Annotated in this window: 24 protein-coding genes; 16 read left to right on the top strand and 8 right to left on the bottom strand. The window is 70.0% G+C overall.

Annotated elements, in window-relative coordinates; all coding sequences use genetic code 11:
* Positions 1-46: 46 nt before the first annotated feature.
* The 3 genes from FB561_RS05250 to arcC all read left to right on the top strand — a co-directional run bounded on the left by FB561_RS05250 (position 47) and on the right by arcC (position 4,412).
* Positions 47-541, top strand: a complete 495-nt coding sequence (locus FB561_RS05250) for a DinB family protein (protein ID WP_145803590.1) — start codon at positions 47-49, stop codon at positions 539-541.
* Positions 542-698: 157 nt separating this feature from the next.
* Complete coding sequence (locus tag FB561_RS05245) at positions 699-3,470, top strand: cation-translocating P-type ATPase (RefSeq protein ID WP_145803588.1); 2,772 nt, start codon at positions 699-701, stop codon at positions 3,468-3,470.
* A gap of 27 nt (positions 3,471-3,497) precedes the next feature.
* Positions 3,498-4,412 carry a carbamate kinase gene (arcC, locus tag FB561_RS05240; RefSeq protein WP_145803586.1) on the top strand — a complete coding sequence of 305 codons (915 nt, stop codon included), beginning with the start codon at positions 3,498-3,500 and terminating at the stop codon, positions 4,410-4,412.
* 77 nt (positions 4,413-4,489) lie between these two features.
* Here the strand turns inward: arcC and FB561_RS05235 are convergent, their stop codons facing one another.
* Positions 4,490-5,461 (bottom strand): 2-hydroxyacid dehydrogenase, encoded by a 972-nt coding sequence (locus FB561_RS05235; RefSeq protein ID WP_145803584.1) that lies wholly within the window; start codon positions 5,459-5,461, stop codon positions 4,490-4,492.
* A 98-nt stretch (positions 5,462-5,559) separates the two neighbouring features.
* Here FB561_RS05235 and FB561_RS05230 point away from each other — a divergent pair, with 98 nt between their 5' ends.
* From FB561_RS05230 to FB561_RS05205, 6 genes are all read left to right on the top strand, one after another.
* Positions 5,560-6,564, top strand: a complete 1,005-nt coding sequence (locus FB561_RS05230) for a magnesium and cobalt transport protein CorA (RefSeq protein WP_145803582.1) — start codon at positions 5,560-5,562, stop codon at positions 6,562-6,564.
* An 81-nt stretch (positions 6,565-6,645) separates the two neighbouring features.
* A complete protein-coding gene (locus FB561_RS05225) occupies positions 6,646-7,617 on the top strand; it encodes a hypothetical protein (protein ID WP_145803580.1) in 972 nt (323 codons plus the stop codon).
* A gap of 53 nt (positions 7,618-7,670) precedes the next feature.
* Positions 7,671-8,105 carry a VOC family protein gene (locus FB561_RS05220; RefSeq protein WP_145803578.1) on the top strand — a complete coding sequence of 145 codons (435 nt, stop codon included), beginning with the start codon at positions 7,671-7,673 and terminating at the stop codon, positions 8,103-8,105.
* Positions 8,106-8,168: 63 nt separating this feature from the next.
* On the top strand, positions 8,169-8,669 hold the full coding sequence (locus tag FB561_RS05215) for an AAA family ATPase (protein ID WP_145803576.1): 501 nt from the start codon (positions 8,169-8,171) through the stop codon (positions 8,667-8,669).
* 10 nt (positions 8,670-8,679) lie between these two features.
* Positions 8,680-9,450: a polyprenyl diphosphate synthase gene (gene uppS / locus FB561_RS05210; RefSeq protein WP_145803574.1), complete on the top strand. Its 771-nt coding sequence runs from the start codon at positions 8,680-8,682 to the stop codon at positions 9,448-9,450.
* 9 nt (positions 9,451-9,459) lie between these two features.
* Positions 9,460-10,443 carry a LacI family DNA-binding transcriptional regulator gene (locus FB561_RS05205; protein ID WP_145803572.1) on the top strand — a complete coding sequence of 328 codons (984 nt, stop codon included), beginning with the start codon at positions 9,460-9,462 and terminating at the stop codon, positions 10,441-10,443.
* A 19-nt stretch (positions 10,444-10,462) separates the two neighbouring features.
* Here the strand turns inward: FB561_RS05205 and FB561_RS05200 are convergent, their stop codons facing one another.
* The 5 genes from FB561_RS05200 to FB561_RS05180 form a co-directional block, all read right to left on the bottom strand.
* Positions 10,463-11,824 (bottom strand): Gfo/Idh/MocA family protein, encoded by a 1,362-nt coding sequence (locus tag FB561_RS05200; protein WP_145803570.1) that lies wholly within the window; start codon positions 11,822-11,824, stop codon positions 10,463-10,465.
* Between the two features lie 9 nt (positions 11,825-11,833).
* A complete protein-coding gene (locus tag FB561_RS05195; RefSeq protein ID WP_145803568.1) occupies positions 11,834-12,658 on the bottom strand; it encodes a carbohydrate ABC transporter permease in 825 nt (274 codons plus the stop codon).
* Positions 12,648-13,529: a carbohydrate ABC transporter permease gene (locus tag FB561_RS05190; protein WP_145803566.1), complete on the bottom strand. Its 882-nt coding sequence runs from the start codon at positions 13,527-13,529 to the stop codon at positions 12,648-12,650. The genes FB561_RS05195 and FB561_RS05190 overlap by 11 nt, the downstream gene beginning before the upstream one ends.
* Positions 13,530-13,535: 6 nt before the next feature.
* Entirely contained in the window at positions 13,536-14,822 is a 1,287-nt protein-coding gene (locus FB561_RS05185; protein WP_145803564.1) for an ABC transporter substrate-binding protein, read from the bottom strand.
* 93 nt (positions 14,823-14,915) lie between these two features.
* Positions 14,916-15,404, bottom strand: coding sequence for an Lrp/AsnC family transcriptional regulator (locus FB561_RS05180; RefSeq protein ID WP_145803562.1), 489 nt, complete (start codon positions 15,402-15,404; stop codon positions 14,916-14,918).
* A gap of 120 nt (positions 15,405-15,524) precedes the next feature.
* Between FB561_RS05180 and FB561_RS05175 the strand changes: the two genes are divergently transcribed.
* Genes FB561_RS05175 through FB561_RS05165 form a run of 3 tightly spaced genes read left to right on the top strand, consistent with a single transcriptional unit; the run spans position 15,525 to position 19,022 of the window.
* On the top strand, positions 15,525-16,613 hold the full coding sequence (locus FB561_RS05175) for a thiamine pyrophosphate-dependent dehydrogenase E1 component subunit alpha (protein WP_145803560.1): 1,089 nt from the start codon (positions 15,525-15,527) through the stop codon (positions 16,611-16,613).
* 1 nt (position 16,614) lies between these two features.
* A complete protein-coding gene (locus tag FB561_RS05170; protein ID WP_145803558.1) occupies positions 16,615-17,601 on the top strand; it encodes an alpha-ketoacid dehydrogenase subunit beta in 987 nt (328 codons plus the stop codon).
* Entirely contained in the window at positions 17,598-19,022 is a 1,425-nt protein-coding gene (locus tag FB561_RS05165) for a dihydrolipoamide acetyltransferase family protein (RefSeq protein ID WP_145803556.1), read from the top strand. The genes FB561_RS05170 and FB561_RS05165 overlap by 4 nt, the downstream gene beginning before the upstream one ends.
* Before the next feature lie 13 nt (positions 19,023-19,035).
* Here the strand turns inward: FB561_RS05165 and FB561_RS05160 are convergent, their stop codons facing one another.
* Positions 19,036-19,728, bottom strand: a complete 693-nt coding sequence (locus FB561_RS05160) for a TetR/AcrR family transcriptional regulator (protein WP_145803554.1) — start codon at positions 19,726-19,728, stop codon at positions 19,036-19,038.
* Positions 19,729-20,459: 731 nt separating this feature from the next.
* On the opposite strand from FB561_RS05160, the gene FB561_RS05155 reads away from it, so the two are divergent.
* A complete protein-coding gene (locus FB561_RS05155) occupies positions 20,460-21,602 on the top strand; it encodes an abortive phage infection protein (RefSeq protein WP_145803552.1) in 1,143 nt (380 codons plus the stop codon).
* 105 nt (positions 21,603-21,707) lie between these two features.
* Positions 21,708-22,163 carry a MarR family winged helix-turn-helix transcriptional regulator gene (locus FB561_RS05150; RefSeq protein ID WP_145803549.1) on the top strand — a complete coding sequence of 152 codons (456 nt, stop codon included), beginning with the start codon at positions 21,708-21,710 and terminating at the stop codon, positions 22,161-22,163.
* 59 nt (positions 22,164-22,222) lie between these two features.
* Here the strand turns inward: FB561_RS05150 and FB561_RS05145 are convergent, their stop codons facing one another.
* On the bottom strand, positions 22,223-22,810 hold the full coding sequence (locus FB561_RS05145; RefSeq protein WP_145803547.1) for a hypothetical protein: 588 nt from the start codon (positions 22,808-22,810) through the stop codon (positions 22,223-22,225).
* Between the two features lie 279 nt (positions 22,811-23,089).
* Between FB561_RS05145 and FB561_RS05140 the strand changes: the two genes are divergently transcribed.
* Entirely contained in the window at positions 23,090-24,052 is a 963-nt protein-coding gene (locus FB561_RS05140; protein WP_145803545.1) for a phosphotransferase family protein, read from the top strand.
* 102 nt (positions 24,053-24,154) lie between these two features.
* Complete coding sequence (locus tag FB561_RS05135) at positions 24,155-25,435, top strand: DUF1800 domain-containing protein (protein ID WP_145803543.1); 1,281 nt, start codon at positions 24,155-24,157, stop codon at positions 25,433-25,435.
* The last annotated feature ends 7 nt before the right edge of the window (positions 25,436-25,442 follow it).

Here is a 25,442-nt window from a genome sequence, read left to right as displayed (position 1 = left end):
GCGGCACCCGGGTTAGCGTCGAAGGACTCGACGAGGGGAGCGACCTGTGAACGAGGTGCTGCTGGACTCCGTCCGGCACAACTGCTGGGCGACCGCGCACCTGATCCGGTTCTGCCAGGACCAGGACTTCACGGCCGAGCAGCTGGAGGTGACGGGCGTCGGGACGTACGGCGGGATCCTCGCCACCCTCGACCACATCGTCCGGTGCGACGGCAGCTACCTGCGCCGGCTCGCCCAGACCGAGCTCGACTTCGTGGACAGCGACGAACAGGCTGATCTCGCCCGGCTCGCGGAGTGGACCGAGCAGACCCGGGTGCTGTGGGAGGAGACCCTGGCGAAACCGATCGACACCGAGCGGGTGATCGTGATCGACGACGAGACCCGCGAGACCCGGGCCGGCATCTTCATCGCGCAGAGCCTCAACCACGCCAACCACCACCGCGAGCAGGTCTGCGCCGTCCTCACCGGCTTCGGCCTCGAGCCGCCGGACATCCAGGCCTGGGAGTACGCCTGGCACACGCACCGCATCTGGGACCGCTGACCACCTGGTGAACCGGTTCTCCCGGCCGGGTCACCCGGTGTGGGGGAGGTGGCGCCGGGGCCCGCCCGACCACGATGGGCGAGGTGACCGCCGCGCGGCGCTGGCGGTCGCCGACCTAGGGGGTCGGTCAGATGGACACGCTCGAACAGGCCGGACGATGACCGCGCCCGGCACGGTGGAGAACCGCCGGCAGCCTTCGCCGGTCGGACAGGAAGCCCGCGCGGTCGCCGAGCAGTTCGGCGTGGACCCGGAGCGCGGACTCGGCGCCGACGAGGTGCGCTCACGGCTCGCGGAGTACGGGCCGAACCAGCTGGCCGGCGGCAAGAAGGAGTCCGGGTTCCAGGCGTTCGTGCGGCAGTACCAGGACTTCATGCAGATCGTCCTGCTGGTCGCGGCCGTGGTGAACCTGCTCGCCACCCAGGAGGTCGGCACGACGGTCGTGCTGGCCGGGCTGACCGTGTTCAACGCGGTGATCGGGCTGCGCCAGGAGGCCAAGGCGGAGGAGAGCGTCAAGGCGCTGGCCCAGATGATGAAGACGATCGCCCGGGTCCGCCGGGACGGCCAGGCGGTGGAGATCGACGCCGGCGAGCTGGTCCCCGGCGACGTGGTGCTGATGGAGGCCGGCAACCTGGTCCCCGCCGACGGCCGGATCTGGCTGGCGGCCACGCTGGAGATCGAGGAGGCCGCGCTGACCGGCGAGAGTCTGCCGGTCGGCAAGTCGAGCGACCCGGTCCCCGGCGAGGACGTCCCGCTGGGCGACCGGATCTGCATGGCGTACATGAACACCTCGGTCACCCGGGGCCGCGGCGAGATGATCGTCACCGCGACCGGGATGAAGACCGAGATCGGCCACATCGCCGACATGCTCGCGAACACCGAGGCGGACAAGACGCCGTTGCAGAAGCAGCTGGACGGGCTGTCGAAGGTGATCGCGACGATCGCCGGGATCGCGCTGATCCTCGTCGTCGTTCTCGGCCTGATCCGCGGCGACTCGTTCGACACCCTGTTCGTCACCGGGGTCGCGCTGGCGGTCGCCGCGATCCCGACCGGACTGCCCGCGGTCGTCACGGCACTGCTGTCGATGGGAACCCGGGAGATCGCGAACCGGAACGCGATCGTCAAACGGCTGCCCGCCGTGGAGACGCTCGGCTCCACCTCGGCGATCTGCTCGGACAAGACCGGCACCCTGACCCTGAACAAGATGACCGCCCGCGAACTCGCGATCCCGGGCCAGAACCGGTTCCTGGTCACCGGTGAGGGCTACCGGACCGAGGGCGAGATCAAGCACGTCGGCGGATCCCGGATGGACCTGGACCCGTACCTGTTGCCGATGGCCCTGTGCGCCGACGCTGTGCTGGACGGGGAGGCCCTCATCGGCGACCCGACCGAGGGCGCGCTGATCGTGCTCGCGGCCAAGGGCGGCCTGGACCTCGACGAGACCCGGCGCAGCCACCCGCGGATCGGCGAGGTGCCGTTCGACTCCGAGTACAAGTTCATGGCCACCTTCCACGCCATGACCGGGACCGACGGGCGGCCCGTGGTCCGGGCGTACGTGAAGGGCGCGCCCGACGTCCTGGTCTCCCGGGGCGGCTCGTACCGGGAACCGGACGGCACCCTGGTCTCGATCACCGAGGCGAACCGGCATCTCGCGCTGGAGGCGAACGACCGGATGGCCGAGGCCGGGCAGCGGGTGATGGTGGTCGCGCAACGGGACTTCGACCCGGCCGTGTTCGAGGCGGCGTCCGGTGACGGCTCCACCCTGCTGCGGATGATCGAGGACCTCACCCTGCTCGCGATGGTCGGCATCGTCGACCCGCCCCGGCCGGAGGCGAAGGTGGCGATCGCGGAGTGCCACGCGGCCGGTATCCGGGTCCGGATGATCACCGGCGACCACGCCACCACCGCCGGCGCGATCGCCGGCGAGCTGGGGATCGAGGGCCGGGCGATCACCGGGACCGAGTTCGCCGCGATGAGCGACGAGGAACTGCTGGCCCAGTTGGACGACATCGGGGTGGTCGCGCGAGTGGCGCCGGAGGACAAGATCCGGCTGGTCCAGACGCTGAAGCGGACCGGCAACGTGGTCGCGATGACCGGTGACGGCGTGAACGACGCGCCCGCGCTGAAGGCCGCCGACATCGGGGTCGCGATGGGCATCACCGGCACCGAGGTCTCCAAGGAGGCCGCGGTGATGATTCTGACCGACGACAACTTCGCCACCATCGTCAACGCGGTCTCGTACGGCCGCACGCTCTACGACAACCTGGTCAAGTACCTGCGGTTCCAGATGTCCACCCTGGTCGCGTACATCGCGATCTTCATCTGCGCCGGCATCTTCGGCATCGCCGGCGGCGTCCCGCTGAACCCGCTGCAGATCCTCTGGCTGAACATGGTGATCGACATCCCGATCGCGATCGCGCTCGGCTTCGACCGGGCCACCCCCGGTCTGATGGAACGGGCCCCTCGTCCGGTCGGCGCTCCGGTGCTGTCCCGTGGCGACTGGATCCGGCTGTGTGCCCAGGGCGCGGTGATGACCGCCGGTGCCCTGGTCGCCTACCAGATCGGCGAGGCGCAGGGCGACGCGATCCTGGCCGCCACGATGCTGCTGACCACGCTGTCCCTGTTCCACATCGTCGCCGGGCTGATGTCGCGCGATCAGCGCAACACGATCTTCTCCCGCGACGTGATCCCCGGCGTCGCCCAGCTGCGCCGGTACGGGGTGGCGCTGCTGGCCATCATCGCCATCACCGCCCTCGACATCCTGCAACGGATCTTCGACACCACCTCACTCAGCTTCAACCAGTGGGTGATCTGCGCCGGCCTGTCGCTGGCCCTGCTCGTGCTGGAGGAAGTGATCAAGGTCTTCCTCCGCCGCCGCGAGCCCGAACCAGCGGTCCAGCCGATCACGCCGGCCGTCGCATCGGCGCACTGAGCAAGGGAGGACCGAGGGGGGATCGCGATGCGGGTGGTGGTGGCGCTGGGCGGTAACGCGCTGCTGAAGCGGGGCGAGCCGATGACGGCGGAACGGCAGCGCGCCAACGTGAAAGCGGCCGCGCCGGCTCTGGCGGCGATTGCCATGAGCCACCAGTTGGTGCTGTCCCACGGCAACGGCCCGCAGGTCGGCCTGCTGGCGCTGCAGGCCGCCGCGTACCCCGACGTCGAGCCGTATCCGCTGGACATCCTCAGCGCCCAGACCGAGGGGATGATCGGCTACGTCATCGAGCAGGAGCTGGGCAACGAACTCCCGCCCGACATCCCGCTGGCCACCGTGCTCACCATGATCGAGGTCGACCCGGACGACCCCGCGTTCGGCGACCCGGCCAAGTTCGTGGGACCGGTCTATCCGCAGGACCAGGCCGAGAAGCTCGCCGCGGACCAGGGCTGGACGGTCAAGCCGGACGGCGAGTACTGGCGCCGGGTGGTGCCGTCGCCGGAGCCGCGGCGGATCTTCGAGATCCGGCCGATCCGGTGGCTGCTGGACCGAGGCGTGATCGTGATCTGCGCCGGCGGTGGCGGGGTGCCGACGATGTTCGCGCCGGGCAATGGCAAGGCCCTCGTCGGGGTCGAGGCGGTGATCGACAAGGACCTCGCCAGCCAGTTGCTGGCGGCCGAGGTCGGCGCCGATCTGCTGGTGCTGGCGACCGACGTCGACGGTGTCTACCTCGACTGGGGGACACCGCGGCAACGCCGGCTCGACGTGGTCCCCGCGAGCGAGCTGCGGAAGCCGGCCCTCGCGGCCGGCTCGATGGGGCCGAAGGTCGAGGCGGCCAGGCGGTTCGTGACCGCGACCGGCCGGCGGGCCGCGATCGGCAGCCTGGCCGAGATCGAGGCGATCGTGGCCGGGACCGCCGGGACCCAGGTGGTCCCGACCTAGGAGGTCTGTCAGGGGGGAGGAACGATGCCTACGACGTTCGGTGTGCATTCGGAGGTCGGTCGGGCCCCCGGCGCTGATCAGCCGCGTGCCTTGGTGACCAGGCCCTTGGACTCGGCGACCGGCGTGACCGGGACACCGGAGTCGAACCAGCTGGTCAGGTTCTCGACCACCAGGCGGCCCATGGCGTCGCGAGTCGGGACAGTGCCCGAGCCGACGTGCGGGAGCAGGACCGCGTTGTCGACCTCGAGGAGGCCGGGGTGGACTTTGGGCTCGTGCTCGAACACGTCGAGGCCGGCGGCCAGGATCGTCTTGGTGGCCAGGGCTTCGGCCAGGGCCGCCTCGTCGACGACGGTGCCGCGGGCGACGTTGATCAGGATGCCGTCCGGTCCAAGCGCGCGGAGTACCTCGGCGTCGACCAGGTGCTTCGTCCCACCGCCGCCGGGGACCACGATCGTCAGGATGTCGACCGCCTCGGCCAGTTCGCGCAGCGTCGGGTAGTAGCTGTAGGCAACGTCTTTGCGACTGCGGTTGTGGTACGCGATCGAGATCCCGAACGCCTCCGCGCGCTGGGCGATCGCCTCGCCGATCCGGCCCAGGCCGAGGATGCCCATCGTCCGGCCCTTCAACGTCGCCGGGGTCAGCGGGTACGAGCGCTCCTCCCACTTCCCGGCCCGCAGGTACCGCTCGGCCTGCGGCAGCCAGCGGGCCGCCATCAGCAGCAGCCCCATTGCGGTGTCGGCGACCTCGTCGTCCAGGACGCCCGGCGTGTTCGTCACCACGACGCCCCGCTCGGCCGCGGCGGCCGCGTCGATCTGGTCGTACCCGACGCCGAAGCTGGCGACCAGCTGCAACGACGGGAACCGGTCCAGGAACGCGGCGTCGATCCGGGCCCCGCCGTTGGCGACGGCAACGACCTCCTTGCCGCGCTCGGCGAGCACCGCGTCCGGGTCCGCCGCCTCCCACAGCCGCAGCACCTCGAACCGATCACCGAGGCCTTCGGCGACGCGGGGGTTCATCGGGCCGGGCATCAACACGAGCGGGCGGGTCATGGGTGCTCCCAGGGTCTCGGTGCGGGGCTTTGTCCGGCCAAGCCTATTTCCCGGCGGCCGACGGGGTGACGATCGGGGGAGAGGCCCGAGGAGGAGTCATGATCATCGACTGCGCGTACTACCGCGACGGGCGCCGCCAGCATGTCGGCACGATGTCGGTCGCCGAGGCCGCCGAGCAGTGCTGGCAGGGCGGGTTCGTCTGGCTGGGCCTGTTCGAGCCGAGCCCGGAGGAGCTCCGCGAGGCGAGCGAGAGCTTCGGCCTGCACGAACTGGCCGTCGAGGACGCCCAGACGTTCCACCTGCGCCCCAAGGTCGAGCCGTACGAGGGCGACATCCGGCTCGTCATCCTGCGCACCGCCCGGTACGACGACGAGCGGGAGGAGGTGGACTTCGGCGAGGTCAGCGTGTTCGTCGCGCCGTCGTTCGTGATCACCGTCCGGCAGGGGGTCGCGAGCGAGTTGCACGGGGCCCGGACCCGGCTGGAGCAACGCCCCGAGCTGCTGGAGAACGGCACGAACTCGGTGCTCTGGGCGATCCTGGACCAGGTGGTCGACACCTACAGCCCGGTGGTCGCGGAGCTGGAGCGCGACATCGAGCAGGTCGAGCACACCGTCTTCGCCGGGGCGGTCGCGCCGACCGAGCGGATCTACTTCCTCCGCCGCGAGGTGACCGACTTCTATCGCGCCGTGCACCCGCTGATCGCCGTGCTCGCGACGATCGAACGCGCGGCCCGCAGTACCGGCCTGCTGCCGTACTTCCGCGACGTGCACGACCACCTGGTGCTGGTGAACGAGGAGGTCGCCGCCCAGCGGGACCTGCTGGCCACCGTGCTGGAGGCGAACATGGCGGTGATCTCGGTCGAGCAGACCAAGGTGAGTGTCCGCCAGAACGCGACGATCCAGCAGCTCACCGTCCTGGCCACGGTGTTCCTGCCGTTGACCTTCGTCACCGGCTTCTTCGGCCAGAACTTCGGCTGGCTGGTCGACCATGTCGGGACCGGCTGGGACTTCGTCGTCCTCGGGCTCGGCGGCCTGGTGGTGCCGTGCGTCGCGCTGCTCGCCTGGTTCCGGCACCAGCACCGGACCGCGCGGCAACCTACCTGACCCGCCCGATTCAGGTCGGCGACGATCGCCGTTCGGGCGGGCGGCCGAGGCTGCCGGGGATCCCTTCCCCCGGAGGTTGTGATGAAGAAGCTCCCCGCCCTGATCGCCGTGACGGCCACCCTCGCCGCGATCGCGCTGCCCGCCACCGCCGCCCGCCGGACCACCGCGGCGCAGACCCCCACCACCGCGGCGCAGGCGGCCGCCGTACCGGCTGCTGTGCAGGCCGACGAGCCGCCCGCGTTCCCGGCGGCGCCGTTGAGGTCGTACCCCGCGTTCGACGCCAACCAGGCGGTCGCGGTGGACGCGAAGTACTTCTACGCCGTGAACAACCGGACCGTCACCAAGCACGACCGCGTTACCGGCGAACCGTTGCTGCAGTTCGCGGGCGACACCGACGGGCCGTTCAAGCACATGGACAGCGGCGTGGTCGTCGGCGGCAAGCTGTACGCGGTGCACTCCAACTACCCGGAGTGGCCGATGGAGAGCTCGATCGAGGTCTTCGACACCAGGACGATGCGGCACGTCGACACGTACTCGTTCGGGATCTACCGCGGCTCGCTCACCTGGCTCGACCGGCACGACGGCGCCTGGTGGGCCGGGTTCGCGAACTACGACGAGATCCAGGACGGCATGACCGAGCCGTACGGGCAGACCTACAACACCCAGGTGGTGAAGCTGAACGACCGGTTCGAGCCGGTCGCGTCCTGGACGATCCCGAAGCCGATCCTCGACCGGTTCAAGCCGATGAGCAACTCGGGGGGATCATGGGGCCCGGACGGCCGGCTCTGGCTGACCGGGCACGACCTCGGCGAGGCGTACGTGCTGGAGTTGCCGAAGGCCGGCTCCGAGCTGCGCTGGATCGCGACCGTGCACCTGGCCGACGTCCAGGGCCAGGGCATCGCCTGGGACCGATCGAACCCGCGCAACCCGACGCTGTGGGCGATCAGCCGCCCGGCTCGGCAGGTCCGGACCTTCACCGTCCCGCTGGGCTCGATCACCGACCCGGACCCGCAGGGCTGGCAGATTCTCGGCCCGGGTCAGTTCCGGCGCTGAATCTCTTCGGGTAGCGGTCATAATCTGGCCGCTACCTTCGCCAAGCTGGACGCATGACCGAGAACAGCAACAGCACCAGGCCGGCTTCCTTGCACGCGTACTTCGCCTACCGGGACGCGGTGGGCGCCCTGCGGTGGCTGGAGAAGGCGTTCGGCTTCGAGACGACCATGGAGGTTCCCGACGACAAGGGCGGGATCATGCACGCCGAGATGCGCTTCGGCGACGTCGCGTTCACGCTGTTCACCGACGAGCAGGGCTACGACCGCCCGGCCCGCAAGGGGGACACCGTCGGCCACGGGGCGTACATCGGCCTCGCGACCGAAGCGGCCGTCGACGAGATCCACGCCCAGGCCATCGCCGCCGGAGCCGAGTCGGTGTGGACCCCGGACACCACCGAGTGGGGCAACTACCGCTGCCGCGTCGCCGACCCCGAAGGCTACGAATGGACCTTCGGCACCCACATCCCCGGCCAACCCACCACCTGGTAGAACCAGAAGTCCGGGCCCGCCCGCAACCGGGCCCGGACCTCAGACATGCCCTAGCCTGCCCGGATGGACCCCCGCCTGATCGTCGTCCGTGGCAACTCCGGCGCCGGCAAGAGCTCGGTCGCCCAGGCGATCCGGCGAGCCCACGGCCCGGGAGTCGCGTGGATCGAGCAGGACTACGTCCGCCGGATCCTGCTGAACGAGCTCGAGCCGCCCGAGCTCGGCAACGTCGCGTTGGTCGAGCAGATCACCAGGACCGCGATCGGACAGCGCTACCACGCGGTCCTCGACGGGGTCTTCCACACCGTCTGGTACGGCGAGATGCTGGCGCGGCTGGCCCGCGAGTACGACGCGTACTTCTTCCACCTCGAGGTGCCGTTGGAGGAGACGATCCGCCGGCACGGGACGCGGGAGAAGGCGAAGCTGTTCCCCGCGGACGATCTGCGCGCCTGGTACCGGGAACGCGATCTGCTCGCGGATCCGGTGGAGACCGTCATCGACCACACCAGCTCGCTCGACGAGACGGTCCGGCGCATCCTCGGCGCGACGGGGCTGGGAGCGGGGTAGGTTGCTCGGCATGGCGGTCAAGGGGTTGGTCTACGGGGTGTACCGGCGGCGGTTGCGTCGGCAGTTGGTGGGGAAGCCGCGGCCGGGGCATGTCGGTCTGGTGATGGACGGGAACCGCCGCTGGGCTCGCGGACAGGGGCACAGCAACCCCAGCGTCGGCCACCGGTACGGCGCGATGCACGTGGAGAAGGTGCTCGGCTGGTGCGAGGCGGCCGGCGTCCAGCACGTCACCGTCTACCTCTGCTCGACCGAGAACCTGGTCAAGCGCGGCAGCGCCGAGGTTGCGTACCTGATGCAGGTCACCGAGGAGATCGTCACCGAACGGCTGAACCGGCCCGACGCGCGCTGGCAGGTCCACGTGGCCGGACAGCTCGACCTTCTCCCGGACACCACGTCCACCGCGTTGAAGGCGGCCGTCGAGGCGACCGAGACGGTCAGCACCGGCAACCACCTCACGCTGGCGATCGGGTACGGCGGCCGGCAGGAGGTGGTCGAGGCGGTGCGCGCACTGCTGGAGACCGAGGCCGGGGCCGGTAAGGACCTGGACACGGTCGCCGACAGCCTGCAGGCCGAGGACATCGCCCGGCACCTGTTCACCGCGGGCCAGCCGGATCCCGACCTGATCATCCGGACCAGCGGCGAACAGCGCATGTCGAACTTCCTGCTCTGGCAGAGCGCCCACTCCGAGCTCTGGTTCTGCGACGCGTACTGGCCGGCCTTCCGCGAGATCGACTTCCTCCGCGCCCTCCGCTCGTACGCCGACCGCAAGACCGCGTCGTAAACTCACCGCATGGCCAAGGCGTCCCCCGTTACCCGCAACGACGTTGCGGAGTACGCCGGGGTGAGTTCGGCGGTCGTCAGCTACGTGGTGAACGACGGACCGCGCCGGGTGGCCCCGGAGACCCGCGAGCGCGTCCTGGAAGCGATTCGCGTCCTCGGCTACCGGCCGAACGCGACGGCCCGCGCACTCCGGATGGGGACCACGCAGACGTTCGGCCTGATCGTCCCCGACAGCGGAAACCCCTTGTACGCCGAGCTTGCTCGCGCGATCGAAAAGGAGGCGTCGGCGCGCGGGTATGTCGTGCTGCAGACCAACGCGGGCGGTGATCCGACGGTCGAGCGCACCAAGATCGCCGAACTGGTGGCCCGCCGGGTCAGCGCGATCATCCTCGCCACCCCGACCGAGGAGCCGGAGCTCAGCGAGACCGACGTTCCGGTGATCGCCCTGAACAGGCCGGTGACCGGTGCGACCTCGCTCATCCCGGAGTACCGGGAGGGTGCGCGGATCGGCGTCGAGCACCTGATCGGGCACGGGCACGAGCGCGTCGGCCTGGTGATGGGCCTCGACCTGACCGGCTGGCGGCCCGAACGCGAACTCGGCTGGCGGGACGCCCTGGAGCAGGCGGGGTTGCCGGAGGGGCCGATCGCGCGCGGGACGTTCACCCGGCAAGGCGGGTACGAGGCGGGCCGGCGGTTGTTGAAGGCGGACCGGCCGCCCGCGGTGTTCGTCAGCTCGGACCTGCAGGCCGTCGGCGTGCTCCGCGCGTTGCACGAAGCACGCCTCGACGTTCCTGGTGATGTCGCCGTGCTGTCCTTCGACGGGACGGCCGAGTCGGAGTTCAGCTGGCCGCCGTTGAGCGTGATCCGGCAGCCGATCGAGCGGATCGCGAAGGACACGGTCGCCCGCCTGGTCGACGGGCAGACCGGGATCGAGCAGGTCACCTACCCGACCGAGCTGATCCTCCGCCGCTCCTGCGGCTGCGGCGAAGGCTGAGCCTGAGCCGGGGTGAGTCTCAGCCGGCGATCGGAGCTGAAGTCTGGGCGGAGGCTTCGGGCCAGCCGCCGAGGTCGAGGTCGCCGACCACGACCGGTGCACCCGACGCCAGCGAGGCGTTCCCCGCGATGCCGACGGCAACGGCCCGCAACCCGTCGTAGAAGTCGGCCGCGCGCCCGAGCCGATCCTCGACCGCCCCGCGATAAAGGTGCTCGAACAACAGCCGATCCCCACCACCGTGCCCACCGACTCCGGCCGGGATCTCCACCTCGACCGCGGGCGACCAATGCCGTTGCAGGACAAGCCTTTCGCCGTTCACCCGTACCGCACCGCCACCCGCGGACGTGGTCGGGTAGCTCGGGTCCAGGTGCGCCGACGACGCCAGCACTTCGGCCCGCTCCACCACCTCCAGCTCGGCCCGTCCCTCGGTCCCGTTGACGGCGACCCGGTACCCCTCCCACGGCGAGTGCGCGTTCAGCGAGTACGTCAACCGCGCTCCGTTCGCGTACTCCGCGACCACGGCGAGGTTGTCCTCGATCGTGATCCCCGGACCGAACACGTCCTGGTCCCGCAGGTACCCGTCGTACTTCTCGGCCTCGTAGTACAGCTGCCGGTTGTCCTCGTCGGCCCGCAGGTCGAGCAGGAACGGGTCGCCGGCCGCACCGTCCACCGAACCACGCGCAGGTCGTTGCCCGAGGCCCCTTGCGGCCGCGTTCTCGGCGCCGTAGAAGGACAGGTCGCCGGACGCGAAGACCCGGGTCGGCACGCCGCCGATCCACCAGTTCACCAGGTCGAAGTGGTGCGACGCCTTGTGCACCAGGAGACCGCCGGAGTTCCGTTTCTCGCGATGCCAGCGGCGGAAGTAGTCGGCACCGTGCCGGGTGTCGAGGACCCACTGGAACTCCACACTCGTCACCTGGCCGACCGCCCCGTCGGCGATCAGCTCGCGCAACGCGCTGTTCCGCGGGGAGTACCGGTAGTTGAACGTGACGACGACCGATCGGCCGCTGTCCGTCATCGCCTCGACGATCCGCCGGGTCCCGGCCGGGTCGATGGTGAGCGGCTTCTCCACGATCACGTCGGCACCGGCGCGCAGGATCCGGGCGACGACGTCCGCGTGGGTGTGGTCCGGGCTCGCGACCAGAACACGGTCCACGGACTGCTCCTGGATCATCCGCTCGAGCCCCGCGACGTCGTACTGCGGGAGCCCGGGGCGGCCGAACTCGCCTGCGAGCCTGTCGTGGTACGCCAGCCGGCCCGGGTTCGGGTCGAGCAGGGCGACCAGGTCGGCGACATCGGCGTGGTCACGGAGCAGGGCGCGGACGTAGTCGCGGGCCCGGCTGCCGGTACCGGCGACGGCGTAGCGCTGCGGGATGGTCATGGGGTCCTTTCACTTGAGGCCGGTGGTGGCGATGCCGCGGAGCAGGTACCGCTGCCCGAACAGGAACGCCACGAAGACCGGCAGGAGGGAGACGATCGACATCGCGAACAGCGAGCCCCACGAGCTGCTGCCCTGCGCGTCGATGAAGGCGCGCAACGCCACCGGAACCGTGTAGAGGTCCGGTGAGGTGAGGTAGATCAGCGCGCTGAAGAAGTCGTTCCAGGTCCAGATGAAGGTGAAGATCGCGGTGGTCGCCAGCGCCGGCACCATCAACGGCAGCAGGATCTGGCCGAAGATCCGGACGTGTCCGGCCCCGTCCATCACCGCGGCCTCGTCGAGTTCGCGCGGCAGGCCGCGGATGAACTGGACCATCAGGAAGACGAAGAACGCGTCGGTGGCCAGGAACTTCGGCACGATCAGCGGCAGGAAGGTGTTCGTCCAGCCGAGCTCCGAGAACAGCACGTACTGCGGCACCACGACGACGTGGAACGGCAGCATCAGCGTGGCCAGCATGATCCCGAAGAAGATCCGCCGGCCGCGGTACTCCAGCCGCGCGAACGAGTACGCCGCGAGCGAGCAGGACACCAGGTTGCCGATGATCGCGCCGAGCACCACCACCGCGGAGTTCAGCAGGTACCGCCCGAACGGCTGCGACAGCGCGTTCCAGCCGTCGGTGTAGTTGGCCACGTGCAGGTCCCGCAGCCACAGTCCGGGCGCGCGGAAGATCAGGTCGTCCGGCCGCAACGACGACACGATCATCCAGAGCAACGGATAGAGCATCACCAGCGCGACCAGGATCAGTGCGGTGTGCTTGAGGATCGCCTTAGTTCTCATGGAACACCCAGTACTTCGCGCCGAGGAAGTTGATCGCGGTGAAGAGGCCGATGATGATCATCAGCAGCCAGGCCATCGCCGAGGCGTAGCCCATGTCGAACTTGCCGAAACCCTCCTGGTACAGGTACAGCGTGAAGAACGTCGTCGAGCCGGCCGGGCCACCGCTGCCGCCGGAGACGATGAACGCCTGGGTGAAGCTCTGGAAGGCGCCGATCAGCTGCAGGATCAGGTTGAAGAACACGATCGAGCTGAGCAGCGGCAGCGTGATCGAGAAGAACTGCCGGACCTTGCCGGCCCCGTCCACCTGCGCCGCCTCGTAGTACGTGCGCGGGATCTGCCGCAGGCCGGCCAGGAAGATGATCATCGGGGAGCCGAACGTCCAGACGTGCAAAAGGATGATCGTGCCGAGCGCGGTGTCCGGGTTCGACACCCAGCCCGGTCCCTCGATGCCGACCAGTTCGAGCAGCTGGTTGACCAGGCCGGCGGTACCGAAGATCTGCTTCCACAGCACCGCGATCGCGACCGACGAGCCGAGCAGCGACGGCAGGTAGAAGATCGAGCGGTAGAACGCCAGACCGCGCATCCCGCGGTCGAGCAGCAGCGCGGTCGCCAGCGCGACCACGAGCTGCAGCGGAACGGAGACGGCCACGTAGACGAAGGTGACCTTCAGCGAGTTGTGCAGCTTCTCGTCGTGCAGCATCTCGGTGAAGTTCGCCAGGCCGATCCACTGCGGCGCCTGGATCAGGTTGTAGTCGGTGAAGGACAGGTAGAGCGAGGCGAGCATCGGGCCGATGGTGATCACCACCAGCCCGATCAGCCAGGGGGCCAGGAACAGGTAGCCCGCCTTGGCGTTCCGTCGGGTGTAGGCCATGTCCGCCTATTCCATGTTGTTGTTGGCTTCGTCGATGAGCTTGCGCGCCGCGTCGAGGGACGACAGCCGCCCGAACAACACCTCACCGGTGGATTCGCCGAGCGGGAAGCCGGCGCCGCCCAGACCGACCGGGACCGGCGGCGTCGGGGCACCGAGATCCGGAGCCAGGTCGGAGATGAAGCGGTTGATCACCTGGTCGGTGGGCGACAGCTTCGACGCCGTCGCCTCACGCAACTTCTTGTTCGGCTGCGTACCCCGCTCGGACAGCAGCAGTTGCGCTGCCTTGTCCGAGTTCGCCAGGAAGTCGATGAACTGGCCGACCTCTTCGGGGTGCTTGGTCCGGGCCGAGGCGGACCAGAACTGGGACGCCTTGTAGTACTCCTGCGCGTCCTTCGGTTTGCCGGTCAGGCTGGGGAAGCGCAGCAGCTTGAACTCCTGCCCCGCCGCCTCGGAGACCTGGGCGAGCTGGTTGCTGTTCCAGAAGCCCATCGCGTACTTGCCGGTGGCCGAGCCGCTCTGGTTCACGGTCGCGCCGGCGTTCTCCTCGATCAGCTCGGCGGTCGGGATCGCCTTCGCGTCGCGGAGCTGCTTGACCTGGTCGAAGAACTCGGCCAGCTGCTCAGCGCTGAATCCGAGCTTGCCGTCCGCGGTGTAGAGGTCGGCGCCGCGCTGGCGCAACCAGATCTTCAGCGCGGCCGGGTCGCTGCCGAAGCTCTGCGATCCCCACACGCCCTTGGCCGACTTCGCGGTCAGCTCGGTCGCGATCCGGGTGTAGTCGTCCCAGGTCCAGGTCTTGTCGTCGGGCAGCTTGACGCCCGCCTTCTGGAACAGCTGCGGGTTCGCCAGTACGACCGGCGCGTTCACCCCGTTCACCACGCCGTACAGTCCGCCGTCGAACTCGCCCGCCTTCGCGACCGACGCGTCGAACCCGTCCAGGTTCACGTCGTACTTCGCCAGGTCGAGCAACGCGCCGCGGCCGGCGTACTCGCGGATGTACTGCTCGTCCATCTGGATGATGTCGGGCGCGTCGTTCGCGGCGACCTGGGTGGACAGCTTGTCCCAGTACCCGGTCCAGTCGCCGTACTCGCCCTTGATCTCGATGTTCGGGTGCTCGGCCTCGAACGCGTCGATCACCTTCTGCGTGATCGTGTGCCGGCCGTCCGATCCCCACCAGGTGAACCGGAGTGTCACCTTGCCGCCCGCGGCCTCGTCGCCACCGCCGCATCCGGCCAGCACGAGCGCCGCTCCGAGCGCTGCCGCCAGCCACCTCGTTCCCGCCAGTCGTCGTCCCATCGGTCCTCCTCGGAACCCAGGAAGCTACTCGTGTAGATCCCGAGGAACGTAGCAACCCGGCCAGAGGGCGTCAATACGTGTAGATCGCTCGGGTCAGAGCGTGCCGAGGTCCTCGAAGATCAGCGCGGTGCGGGTTCCGAGTACCTCCGGGATGGCTTGCAGCTTCTCCAGCACGACCCGGCGCAGGCCCTCGTTGTCGGCCGCCCGGACCAGCAGGATCGCGTCGAAATCACCGCCGACCAGGGCGATGTGGTGGACCTCGGGAATCGCCTGGAGCTGTTCGCGCAGGGTCCGCCAGGAGCTCTGCCGCAGACTCAGCGTGACGTACGCCGAAGTGGCCAGGCCCAGTTTCAGCGGGTCCACGGTCGCGGTGAACCCGGTGATCACGCCGGTCGCGGTGAGCCGTTCGACCCGGGCGTAGGCGTTCGCGCGGGAGATGTGCACCTGGTCGGCCAGGGCCCGGATCGACAGCCGGCCGTCCTGGCTCAGCGCGGCCACGATCTGCCGGTCGACCTCGTCCAGGGCGGGGGCGTGGGCCATCCGTCCAGCCGGGGACTCGCCGAGCATCGCCTCGTCGGACATCCTGCTCCTCTCGTCGGCGTGCGGTTCGGCCGATCGTCTCGCAATTTTCCAGGGTATGGATCCGAATGGCCAGAAGTATGACGATGAGGCATCCGTCCGTCTCCTGCGCAGGAGGGTGTCATGACCACCGTCGAGGAGCACTTGCTCCCCTCCGCCGAGCCGGTCCGGCTGCTCGACGAGCACGGCGTCCGGCACGTGCATCCGCGGTACCCGATGCCGGCCGCCGACGTCCTCGTCGACGGTTACGCACAGTTGGTGACCGGCCGCCGGATCAACGACCAGGCCGGTGCGCTCGTCCGCCAGGGCCGGCTCGCCGTCTACCCGTCGTCGCACGGCCAGGAGGCCTGCCAGCTCGCGGCCACGATGGTGCTGGCCGAGGACGACTGGCTGTTCCCGACGTACCGCGACACGGTGTCGATCGTCAGCCGGGGCGTCGACCCGGTCGAGACGCTCACCCTGCTCCGCGGCGACTGGCACTCCGGCTACGACCCGTACGCGCACAAGGTGGCTCCGCAGGCGACGCCGCTGGCGACCCAGCTCATCCACGCGGTCGGGGTCGCGCACGCGGCCCGGCTGAAGGGCGAGGACACCGTGGTGATGGCGCTGTGCGGTGACGGCGCGACCAGCGAGGGCGACTTCCACGAGGCGGTCAACTTCGCCGCCGTGTTCAAGGCGCCGGTCGTCTTCTTCATCCAGAACAACGAGTACGCCATCTCGGTCCCGCTGGCCCGGCAGACGGTCGCGCCGTCGCTCGCGCACAAGGGCATCGGGTACGGCGTCCCCGGGGAACGGGCCGACGGCAACGACCTCGCCGGGCTGCTGGCCGTGCTCGGCGAGGCGGTCCGGCGGGCCCGGGCCGGTGAGGGGCCGCAGTTGGTCGAGGCGCACACGTACCGGGTCCAGGCGCACACCAACGCCGACGACGCCGCGCGGTACCGGGACGAGGCGGAGGTGAAGCCGTGGCTCGAGCGGGACCCGATCAAGCGGCTGGACGCGTACCTCACCGCGGAAGGGCTGCTCGACGACCAGCGGAAGCAGGAGGTCGCCGAAGCGGCCGGTCGGGTGGCCGAGGAGTTGCGGGTCGGGTTGATGGCCGACGTGTCACCGGATCCGGCCGAGTTGTTCCGGCATCTCTACGCGACGCCGACGCCGCAGTTGCGGGAGCAGGCCGCGTTCCTGCAGGACGAGCTGGACCGTGAGGAGGCCTGACATGACGCACGCGAAACTCAGCATGGGCCAGGCGCTGAACCAGGCGCTCCGCGACGCGATGCGGGCCGACGACACCGTGCTGATGTTCGGCGAGGACGTCGGCGCGCTCGGTGGCGTGTTCCGGATCACCGACGGGCTGACCGCGGAGTTCGGCGAGGACCGGTGCTTCGACACCCCGCTGGCCGAGTCCGGCATCGTCGGGATGGCGGTCGGGCTGGCGATGAACGGGATGCGCCCGGTCGTCGAGATGCAGTTCGACGCGTTCGGGTACCCGGCGTTCGAGCAGGTGGTCAGCCACGTCGCGAAGATGCGCAACCGCACCCGCGGCCGGGTCACGCTGCCGTTGGTGATCCGGATGCCGTACGCGGGCGGGATCGGCGGGGTCGAGCACCACTGCGACTCCTCGGAGAGCTACTACGCCCACACCCCGGGCCTCACCGTGGTCGCCCCGGCCACCGTCGCCGACGCGTACACGTTGCTGCGCCGCGCGATCGAGTACCCGGATCCGGTGATCTTCCTGGAGCCGAAGAAGCTGTACTGGGCCAAGGACGAGGTCGATCTCACCGAGGACCAGCCCGGCATCGGTACGGCCGTGGTCCGCCGGGAGGGGACGGACGCGACGCTGATCGCGTACGGGCCGGCGGTGCCGATCGCGCTGGAGGCGGCCGAGGTCGCCGCGGCCGAAGGACGGCAGCTCCAGGTGGTGGATCTGCGGTCGATCGTGCCGTTCGACGACGAGACGGTGTGCGCCGCGGTCCGCAGTACCGGCCGGGCGGTCGTGGTCGCGGAGGCGAGCGGCTTCGCGAGCGTGTCGTCGGAGATCGTCGCCCGCGTCACCGAACGCTGCTTCCACTCGCTCGCGGCCCCGATCCGCCGCGTCACCGGCTTCGACATCCCGTACCCGCCGCCGCACCTGGAACGTCACCAGCTGCCCTCGGTCAACCGCATCCTCGACGCCGTCGACGACCTGCAGTGGGAGGACGCGTGACCACGACGAAGACCTTCCGTCTCCCCGACCTCGGCGAAGGCCTCACCGAAGCCGAGGTGGTCCGCTGGCTGGTCGCGGTCGGCGACGTCGTCACCGTCGACGCTCCCGTCGCCGAGGTGGAGACCGCCAAGTCCCTGGTCGAGGTCCCGTCCCCGTACGCCGGCCTGGTCGAAACCCTGCACGGCCAAGAAGGCACAACCATCGCGGTAGGCCAACCCCTCATCACCATCGCCACCCCGGCGACAGCAGAAGCCGAAACCTACCGCCAAGAAGAAGAAGCCGGCTCCGGCAACGTCCTGGTCGGCTACGGCACCCCAGAATCAACCACGACCCACCGAACCCGCCGCCCCAGAACCGCCATTCCGGCCTCCCATCGGCCGGCGCTCGGCCCGGGGTCCGACGCCTCCCTTACCCCCAACCCGCCGGCGAAGCCGGCTACCCCAGCCACCCACCGGGCGGACACCTCACCCACCACCCCCACCCCGCACCCGCCGGCGAAGCCGGCTACCCCAGCCAGGCACTCCGGGGAAAGCCGAGCGACCTCCGCAACCACCCGCCCCCGGGTACCTCTGGTGATCTCACCCCTGGTCCGCCGCCTCGCCCGCGACGCCGAGATCGACCTCAAGCAGCTCACCGGCTCCGGCCCCGACGGTCTCATCGTCCGCAGGGACGTAGAGCAAGAGATAGCCGCCCGCCACGAACCCCAGCAACCGGCCACCAACCACACCGGCCTCCCAGAACTCCGCCGCACCCCCATGACCGCCTTCCGCAAGACGGTCACCGCCACCCTCACCCGCAGCCGCGCCGAGATCCCCGAGGCGACCACCTGGGTCGACGTCGACGCCACCGCCCTCGTCGACCTCCGCAGCTCGTTGCGCACAGCAACCGACAACGGCCCCGGCCTGCTCGCCCTGATGGCCCGCTTCGTCGTCGCGGGCCTGCAGAAGTACCCCGAGCTCAACGGCTACGTCGACGGCGACGAGCTGGTCCAGTACGACGGCGTGAACCTCGGCCTGGCCGCGCAGACCGACCGCGGCCTCGTCGTCCCGGCGGTACCGAACGCGCACACCCTCACCACCCGCGGCCTGGACGCCGAGATCCGCCGCCTCACCACCTCGGCCAGGGAGGGAAAGCTCAGCACCCACGAGCTCACCTGCGGCACGTTCACGCTGAACAACTACGGCAGCTTCGGCGTCGACGGGAGCGCGGCGATCATCAACCACCCGCAGGTCGCGATCCTGGGGGTCGGCCGGATCATCGACCGCCCGTGGGTCGTCGACGGCGAACTGGCGATCCGCAAGCTCACCCAGCTCTCGCTAGTGTTCGACCACCGGGTCTGCGACGGCGGGACCGCGGCCGGCTTCCTCCGCTTCGTCGCCGACGCCTTCGAGAACCCGGCCTCCGCTTTCGCCGACCTCTGAGTACGCGGGGGGACTAGCGCAACTGGCGAGGGCGTAGACCGACCAGGATGACCCGGAGGCCCGCGGCGAAGCGGGTTTCCGGGCCGGAAAGATAGCCGTCGAGCGCGGACGCCTCCACGCCGAGCCGCTCGCCGGCCGCCTCCGCCCACGTCTTCTCACGCATCCCGCTGCGCCGCACCATCGACGTCCATGCCGCATCCGTCACGGCCGACCCGACGATGTAGTGCAGTACTGCCGTGACCGCGGCGTCCAGGTGTATCCCACGGAAGCCGGCGGACCGCAGTACGCCGACCACCTTCTCGGTGAACGCCTGGTAGTTCGGTCCCAGCCCCGCGTGCGACGCGAGCAACTGCGGCGCCCACGCATGCCGGGCCAGCGCGTCGTACGCCGAGGTCGCCAGCTCGGTCAGCTGATCGCGCCAGTCACCGTCCTCCGCGTCGACCAACGCCTCCGCGAGGACCGCGTCCACGGCCAGCTCGAGCAGGTCGTTCTTGGTCGCCACCCGCCAGTACAGCGCGGACGTCGCCGCGGTCCCGAGCTCGGCCGCCATCCGGCGCATCGAAAGTTTCTCCAGGCCCTCGCGATCGAGGATCGCCACCGCGGCCGCGACCACGTCGTCCCGGCTCAGCGTCGTCCTCGGCTCGGCCGTCTCGGCCCGCAACCACACCGACCCCAGTACCGACTTCTCGTCCGCCACCCGCGTCATGAGCAGGGACAATACACCGTGTCATTCCCTGGCACATTGTCTCCCGCTCACCCACCACCACCGCTCACCCACCACCACCGCTCACCCACCGCCACCGCTCGACCACCGCCACCGCTCGACAACCGCCACCGCTCGACAACCGCCACCGCTCGACAACCCCACCGCTCGACCACCTCACCGGAACCCACACCCCACGTCACCTGCCCACGAGCGCCCGCCCCACCTTGTGCGCGGGGCAGCCGTTTGTCCGGGTCGGCGGCGGCTGGTTGATGCACAAGGAACGCGGGGCGTGGCTGGTGGGTGCCCAAGGTGCGGCTGGCTGGGAGGGGGCGATGCGCGGGGCGGGTCCGCGCCGCCGCCCCGCGCGTTGGTGCTGCCGCCGCGCGGCTTTGTGCACGGGGTGGCCGTTTGCCGAGGCGAACGGTGGCTGATGAGTGCACAGAGAGGACAGAGCGTGGCTGGTTGGTGCACGAGGTGCGGCTGGCTGGGAGGGGGGCGATGCGCGGGGCGGGTCCGCGCTGGCGCCCCGCGCGTTGGTGCTGCCGCCGCGCGGCTTTGTGCACGGGGTGGCCGTTTGCCGAGGCGAACGGTGGCTGATGAGTGCACAGAGAGGACAGGGCGTGGCTGGTTGGTGCACGAGGACGGGGTCAAGGACGACGGGCGACCAAAGTCGGCGGACCGGCGACCTCGGACGGACGTACTCCGCGCCCCGGCCGCGAAGACTCGGGGCCATGACCAGACAGCTGAACCGAGCCCAGTTCATGCACCGAGCCGCCGTCCTGGGAGTGCTGGCCGCCGCCGGCACCGCCCTCCCGGCGAGCGCGACCACGACGAACGGACCGAGCTCGGCGCCTCGGCGGAGACTGGAGTTCCAGGGCGTCGCCTACGACACCGGGACCGGCTTCATCGGTGACGAGAGCCGGGTGCTGTGGGAGCGCGACCTGGTCCGCGGCGAGCTGCGCGCGATCCGCGACCGCCTGCACGCGAACTGGGTGAGCATCTACGGCAGCGACGTCGAACGGCTCACCGACACCGCGACCGACGCGCTCCGGCTCGGCCTGAAGGTGTCGATCCAGCCGCGGTCCTTCGACGAGCCGCAGGAGGACGCGCTGGCCAAGCTCGCCCGGACCGCCCGCGAGGCCGAGCGGCTGCGCTGCCGGTACGGGCCCGAGGTGATCCTGGTGATCGGGTGCGAGTTCATGCTGTTCACCCCGGGGATCGTGCCGGGCGCGAACTTCTTCGAACGGGTCGAGTACCTCACCACCGGCAACCCCGACATGGCCGAGCTGCAACGCAAGCTACGCGCGTTCACGGCGCGCGCGGTGGCCGTTGCTCGGAGCAACTTCCATGGCCGGATCACGTACGGTGCCGCGTCGGACCTCGAGCAGATCGACTGGTCCCTGTTCGACCTGGTCGGGCTGGACTACTACTCGTACCACGAGGACCGCGCCGGGCACACCGCCGAACTGGCCCGGTTCCGGCGCTGGGGCAAGCCGATCCTGATCCTGGAGTTCGGCTGCTGCACGTTCACCGGGGCGCCCGAGGCGGGCGGGATGGGCTGGGACATCGTCGACTACACCGTCGATCCGCCGGAGATCAAGGACGGCTTCGTCCGCGACGAGCAGGCTCAGGCGGACCACCTGCGGACCATGCTCACGGTGTTCCGGGAGGAGGGCTTCCTGGGTGCGTCGCCGTACACGTTCATCTCGCCCGACGCCCCGCACCGCCTCCGCGATCCCAAGCACGACGAGGACATCGCGGGGTACGGGCTGTGCAAGGTGATCCGGAAGGACAGCTGGGACCCGGCCTCGCCGTACCGTTGGGAGCCGAAGAAGTCATTCCACGCCGTGGCCGAGACCTATCGGACCAGGTGAATCCGGCCGGGCCTCGGTGGGGGATGGCGTTTCGGGTCCCTGAAGGTACCCTGGTGATTACCCGCGTGCGCGATAGTTGCAGGCGCGGACTACGCAGGAGGAGCTGTGGGACTACCGGACGACGCCGCCGAGGCCCGCGCCCAGGGCTGGCGCACCCTGGCCGCTCTGCATGCCCGGATCGAGGACGAGCTGGAGCGGTCGCTGCAGAAGAATCACGGCCTGTCGGTCAGTGAGTACAGCGTGCTCGACGTGCTGGCCCGCCAGGACGACTACCACCTGCGGATGAACCAGCTCTCCAACGCGGTGGTGCTCAGCCAGTCCGCGACCACCCGGCTGGTGAACCGGCTGGAGGACCGCAAACTGCTCGAACGGTACCTGTGCCCGGACGACCGGCGCGGCATCTACACAGAGGTCACCAAGGCCGGTCGCGACCTGCTCGACGAGGCCCAGCCGACCCACGACGCGGTCCTGACGTCCGCCCTGGAAAGGGCCGCCGAACTCCCCGAGCTGGCGCCGCTGGTGGACGCGCTCGCCCGCCTCTCACTGCCCGCGACGGTCTGACCTCAGGCCGGCAGCTCGGGCGCTGCACCTCCGGCTCGTCCACTCTGGGGCGAGGCGGGTCAGCCCGTCAGGGCCGCGATCACGGCTCCGAGAACCACCGCGGCGACAGCGAAGCCGAGGGCGCAGAGGAGCGTGAAGGCGATCGGGTGCCGCCCGGCCCAGCCCACGGAGCCTGGCTGCTCGCGGGCCAGCTGTGTCGTGGTGATCGGCCGGCCCGGCCCGCCGATGGGCAGTCCGAGGTGGAAGACCAGCCGGTCGAGATCGGTGGGCGAGTAGAGGGCGCCGTTGATCGTCAGCAGGGCGTGTCCGCCGGCGCCGAGGACGACGATGGTCTCGGCGGAAGCGCCGGGATGGACCACCGTAGCCCGGATCACCGAGGCTGCGAGGGCGCGGTCGCGACGGTGGTGGAAGGTCAGCCCGCGCGCCGAGATCTCGGCCGGGGTGACGACGATCCGGGAGCGCCGCAGGTAGACGGCGAGGGTGGCGGCCAGTAGCAGGGCGAGGCCGATGGAGGTGATCAGGGCGGGCCTGCCGCCGGCGTTGACGCCGCCGATCAAGAGGGCGACGGCGACGATGGCGGCGATCAGGAAGACCTTGCGGCGCGGGCCCGCAGCCGGCCGCAGGACGAGCAGGTCGGTGTCAGGCACGACCCGAACCCTACGGCACCGCAGACGGCAGCCCCAGCAGTGACTCACGCGTCCCATCCTGTGAGCAGCCGAGGCCGCAGAATCGACACGTCGTAGCTAGAGGCAACTACCAGGATCGACTCAGCGTGAGTCCCTCCGGAGCGGGTCGACTGACATACTGGTCGCCTCTGAGGGACGCGGCCAAGTGCTCGGAGCCGACGCCGACATGGTGGACCGCAGTCGAGAGGAGGCGACAGTTGCCCGTACTCCCGCCTGGAGCGTGGCTGTCGGTGGCTCGCCATGGATGACGAACAGGCCGTCGCCGCCGTCCTCGTCGCGCCGCAACTCAAGCGGTTCAGGGAGATCTGCGAGGTGGACGGGCCGATCGAGCCTCGATTCGACGGCTCCACGAAGCATGTTCTCCTCGCCGGCGACCGCGCCTTCCTGTTCCCCCGCAACCACACGATCGTCACGCAGCTCGAGCGCGAATGCGACGTCTACGCGACCAGCGACCACCCGACCGTCCCCAAGCTGCTCGGACGGTGGAACGAACCGGCGATCTCGCCGTATCCGTTCTTCGCCGTGACCCGGCTCCCGGGTTCTACGCCCGGTGACCTGTCGTCCGAACACCTGCGAGTACTGGCGCGCCAGCTCGGCGCGGCGCTGGCGGCCTGCCACGACCTCAGTCTCGAGCGAGTCCCGCGGCCGCTCTGGGCGAACGCCTGGTCGGAGCCGCCGATGGCGCCCCCGACAGCGGGCGATTGCTACACCCCTCTGCGCGAGCTGGGCGGTGCCGAGCAACTCGTCAAGTCAGCTGCTCCGTCCATCGGTCCGGCGGCGCGAACGACGCTGCTCGATGCCCTCGAAGCTGTCGACGCGATGGACCCGGTCCTTGCCCACGGCGACCTCTACGAGAACCATCTGCTGCTCGACGAATCCGGCACCCTGACCGGGATTCTCGACTGGGGGTTCGGAGGTGTGCTGTCTCCACTGGTCGACTTCACGTGCAGCCAATGGGACAGCGCGAGCTGGGCCGCCGAACGCTCCTACGGCGAGCTTCGCCGGTATCTCTGGACGGCGTACGCGGACCACAGATCGGCGCCGCTGCCGACCTGGGACCAGGTACACCTGGCGCTGACCATGTTCGACATCGCTGCGCTGGCTCCTGAGACGGAGACCCACTACTACTGGCAGAAGAGCGCCGAGTGGCAAGCTGCTCGGCGGGCTGCGGCGCGAGACTGTTTGCAGGCGCTGCTCGAGTAAGCGGGCGCTCCGCCTCGCTGGTCCGTGGCGGCTTCCTGTGGGTTGGCTGAAGAAGGGTCGATTCTGCTGGGCTCCTGGGCCGGGACTGGTCAGGATCGGGGCATGGGTGAGATCAGCGAACGTGCCGCCGTCCGGCGCCTGCACGACCGGCTCGGCTTCGGGCCGGTCGCGGGCGCGGCGGACCAGGGGTTCGACACCACGGTCGAGCGACTGCTCACCGGGGCGGATCCGAAGGTTCCGCCGCCACCTGGCCTGACACCACCCGAGCAGCCGAAGAAGGACGACCAGGCCGGCAAGAAGGCCGCCGCCAAGCAGCGGGCCGCGCAGGAGTTGCGGCTCACCGCCTGGTGGCTGGACCGGATGGTGACCGGCCAGTCCGCGACCGAGCGGCTGACCTGGTTCTGGCACGGGCACTTCGCCACCAGCGGCCAGAAGGTCCGCAGCGCCCAGCTGATGTGGCGGCAGAACGAGACGTTCCGCACGCACGCGCTCGGGAAGTTCGGCGACCTGGCCCAGGCCGTGGTGGTCGATCCGGCGATGATCCGCTGGCTCGACGGCAACGACAACCGCAAAGGCTCCCCGAACGAGAACCTCGCCCGCGAGTTCCTCGAGCTGTTCACGCTCGGCATCGGCCACTACACCGAGGTCGACGTGTTCCAGGGCGCCCGCTGCCTGACCGGCTGGGTGGTCCGCCGGGACGCGGCCGAGGCGCGGTTCGTCAAGGCGCGGTACGACGCGGAGACCAAGACGTTGTTCGGGAAGGCCGGTGCCTTCGACGCGCACGGGTTCGTCGGTCAGGCGCTCGCGCAGTCCGCGTCCGCGCCGTTCGTGATCGGGCGGCTGTGGTTCCGGCTGGTCTCGCCGACTCCACCGTCAGCGGAGACACTGCGCCGCCTGGTCGCAACGTACGGAGCCGAGCGCGATGTGCGCGCCGTCCTGCGGGCGATGGTGGCCGAGCCTGCCTTCACCGACAGCGCGTCCGCCTTGGTGAAGCAGCCGGTGGAGTGGGCTGTCGGGCTCCTGCGCGCGCTGAAGATCCAGCCGGCACGGCTCGACGAGAAGACACGGGTCCGGCTGATCGCGGGGCTGCGCGGACTGGGCCAGGTGCCGTTCCGGCCACCGAGTGTGGGTGGCTGGCCGGCCGGCGCGAGCTGGCTGACCACCTCGGCCGGCGTGGCCCGCCTGCAGGTTGCGCAACTGCTGGCCAGGAAGGCCGACCTGGCCGCGATCGAGGACGCGAAGGACAAGGCGGCCGCCGTCCAGACCGTGCTCGGGGTGGACGGATGGTCGGACCGGACCAGGTCCGCGTTCACCGGCCTGAGCGATCCCGCGCAGCTGACCGCGATCGCGGCCTGCGCCCCCGAGTACGTCGTGAGCGGTTGAGGAGGAC

This window comes from Kribbella amoyensis (assembly GCF_007828865.1).
GTDB lineage: Bacteria > Actinomycetota > Actinomycetes > Propionibacteriales > Kribbellaceae > Kribbella > Kribbella amoyensis.
Note: the sequence above shows the minus strand (reverse complement) of the source record. Positions and strands in the feature narration are given on the sequence as shown.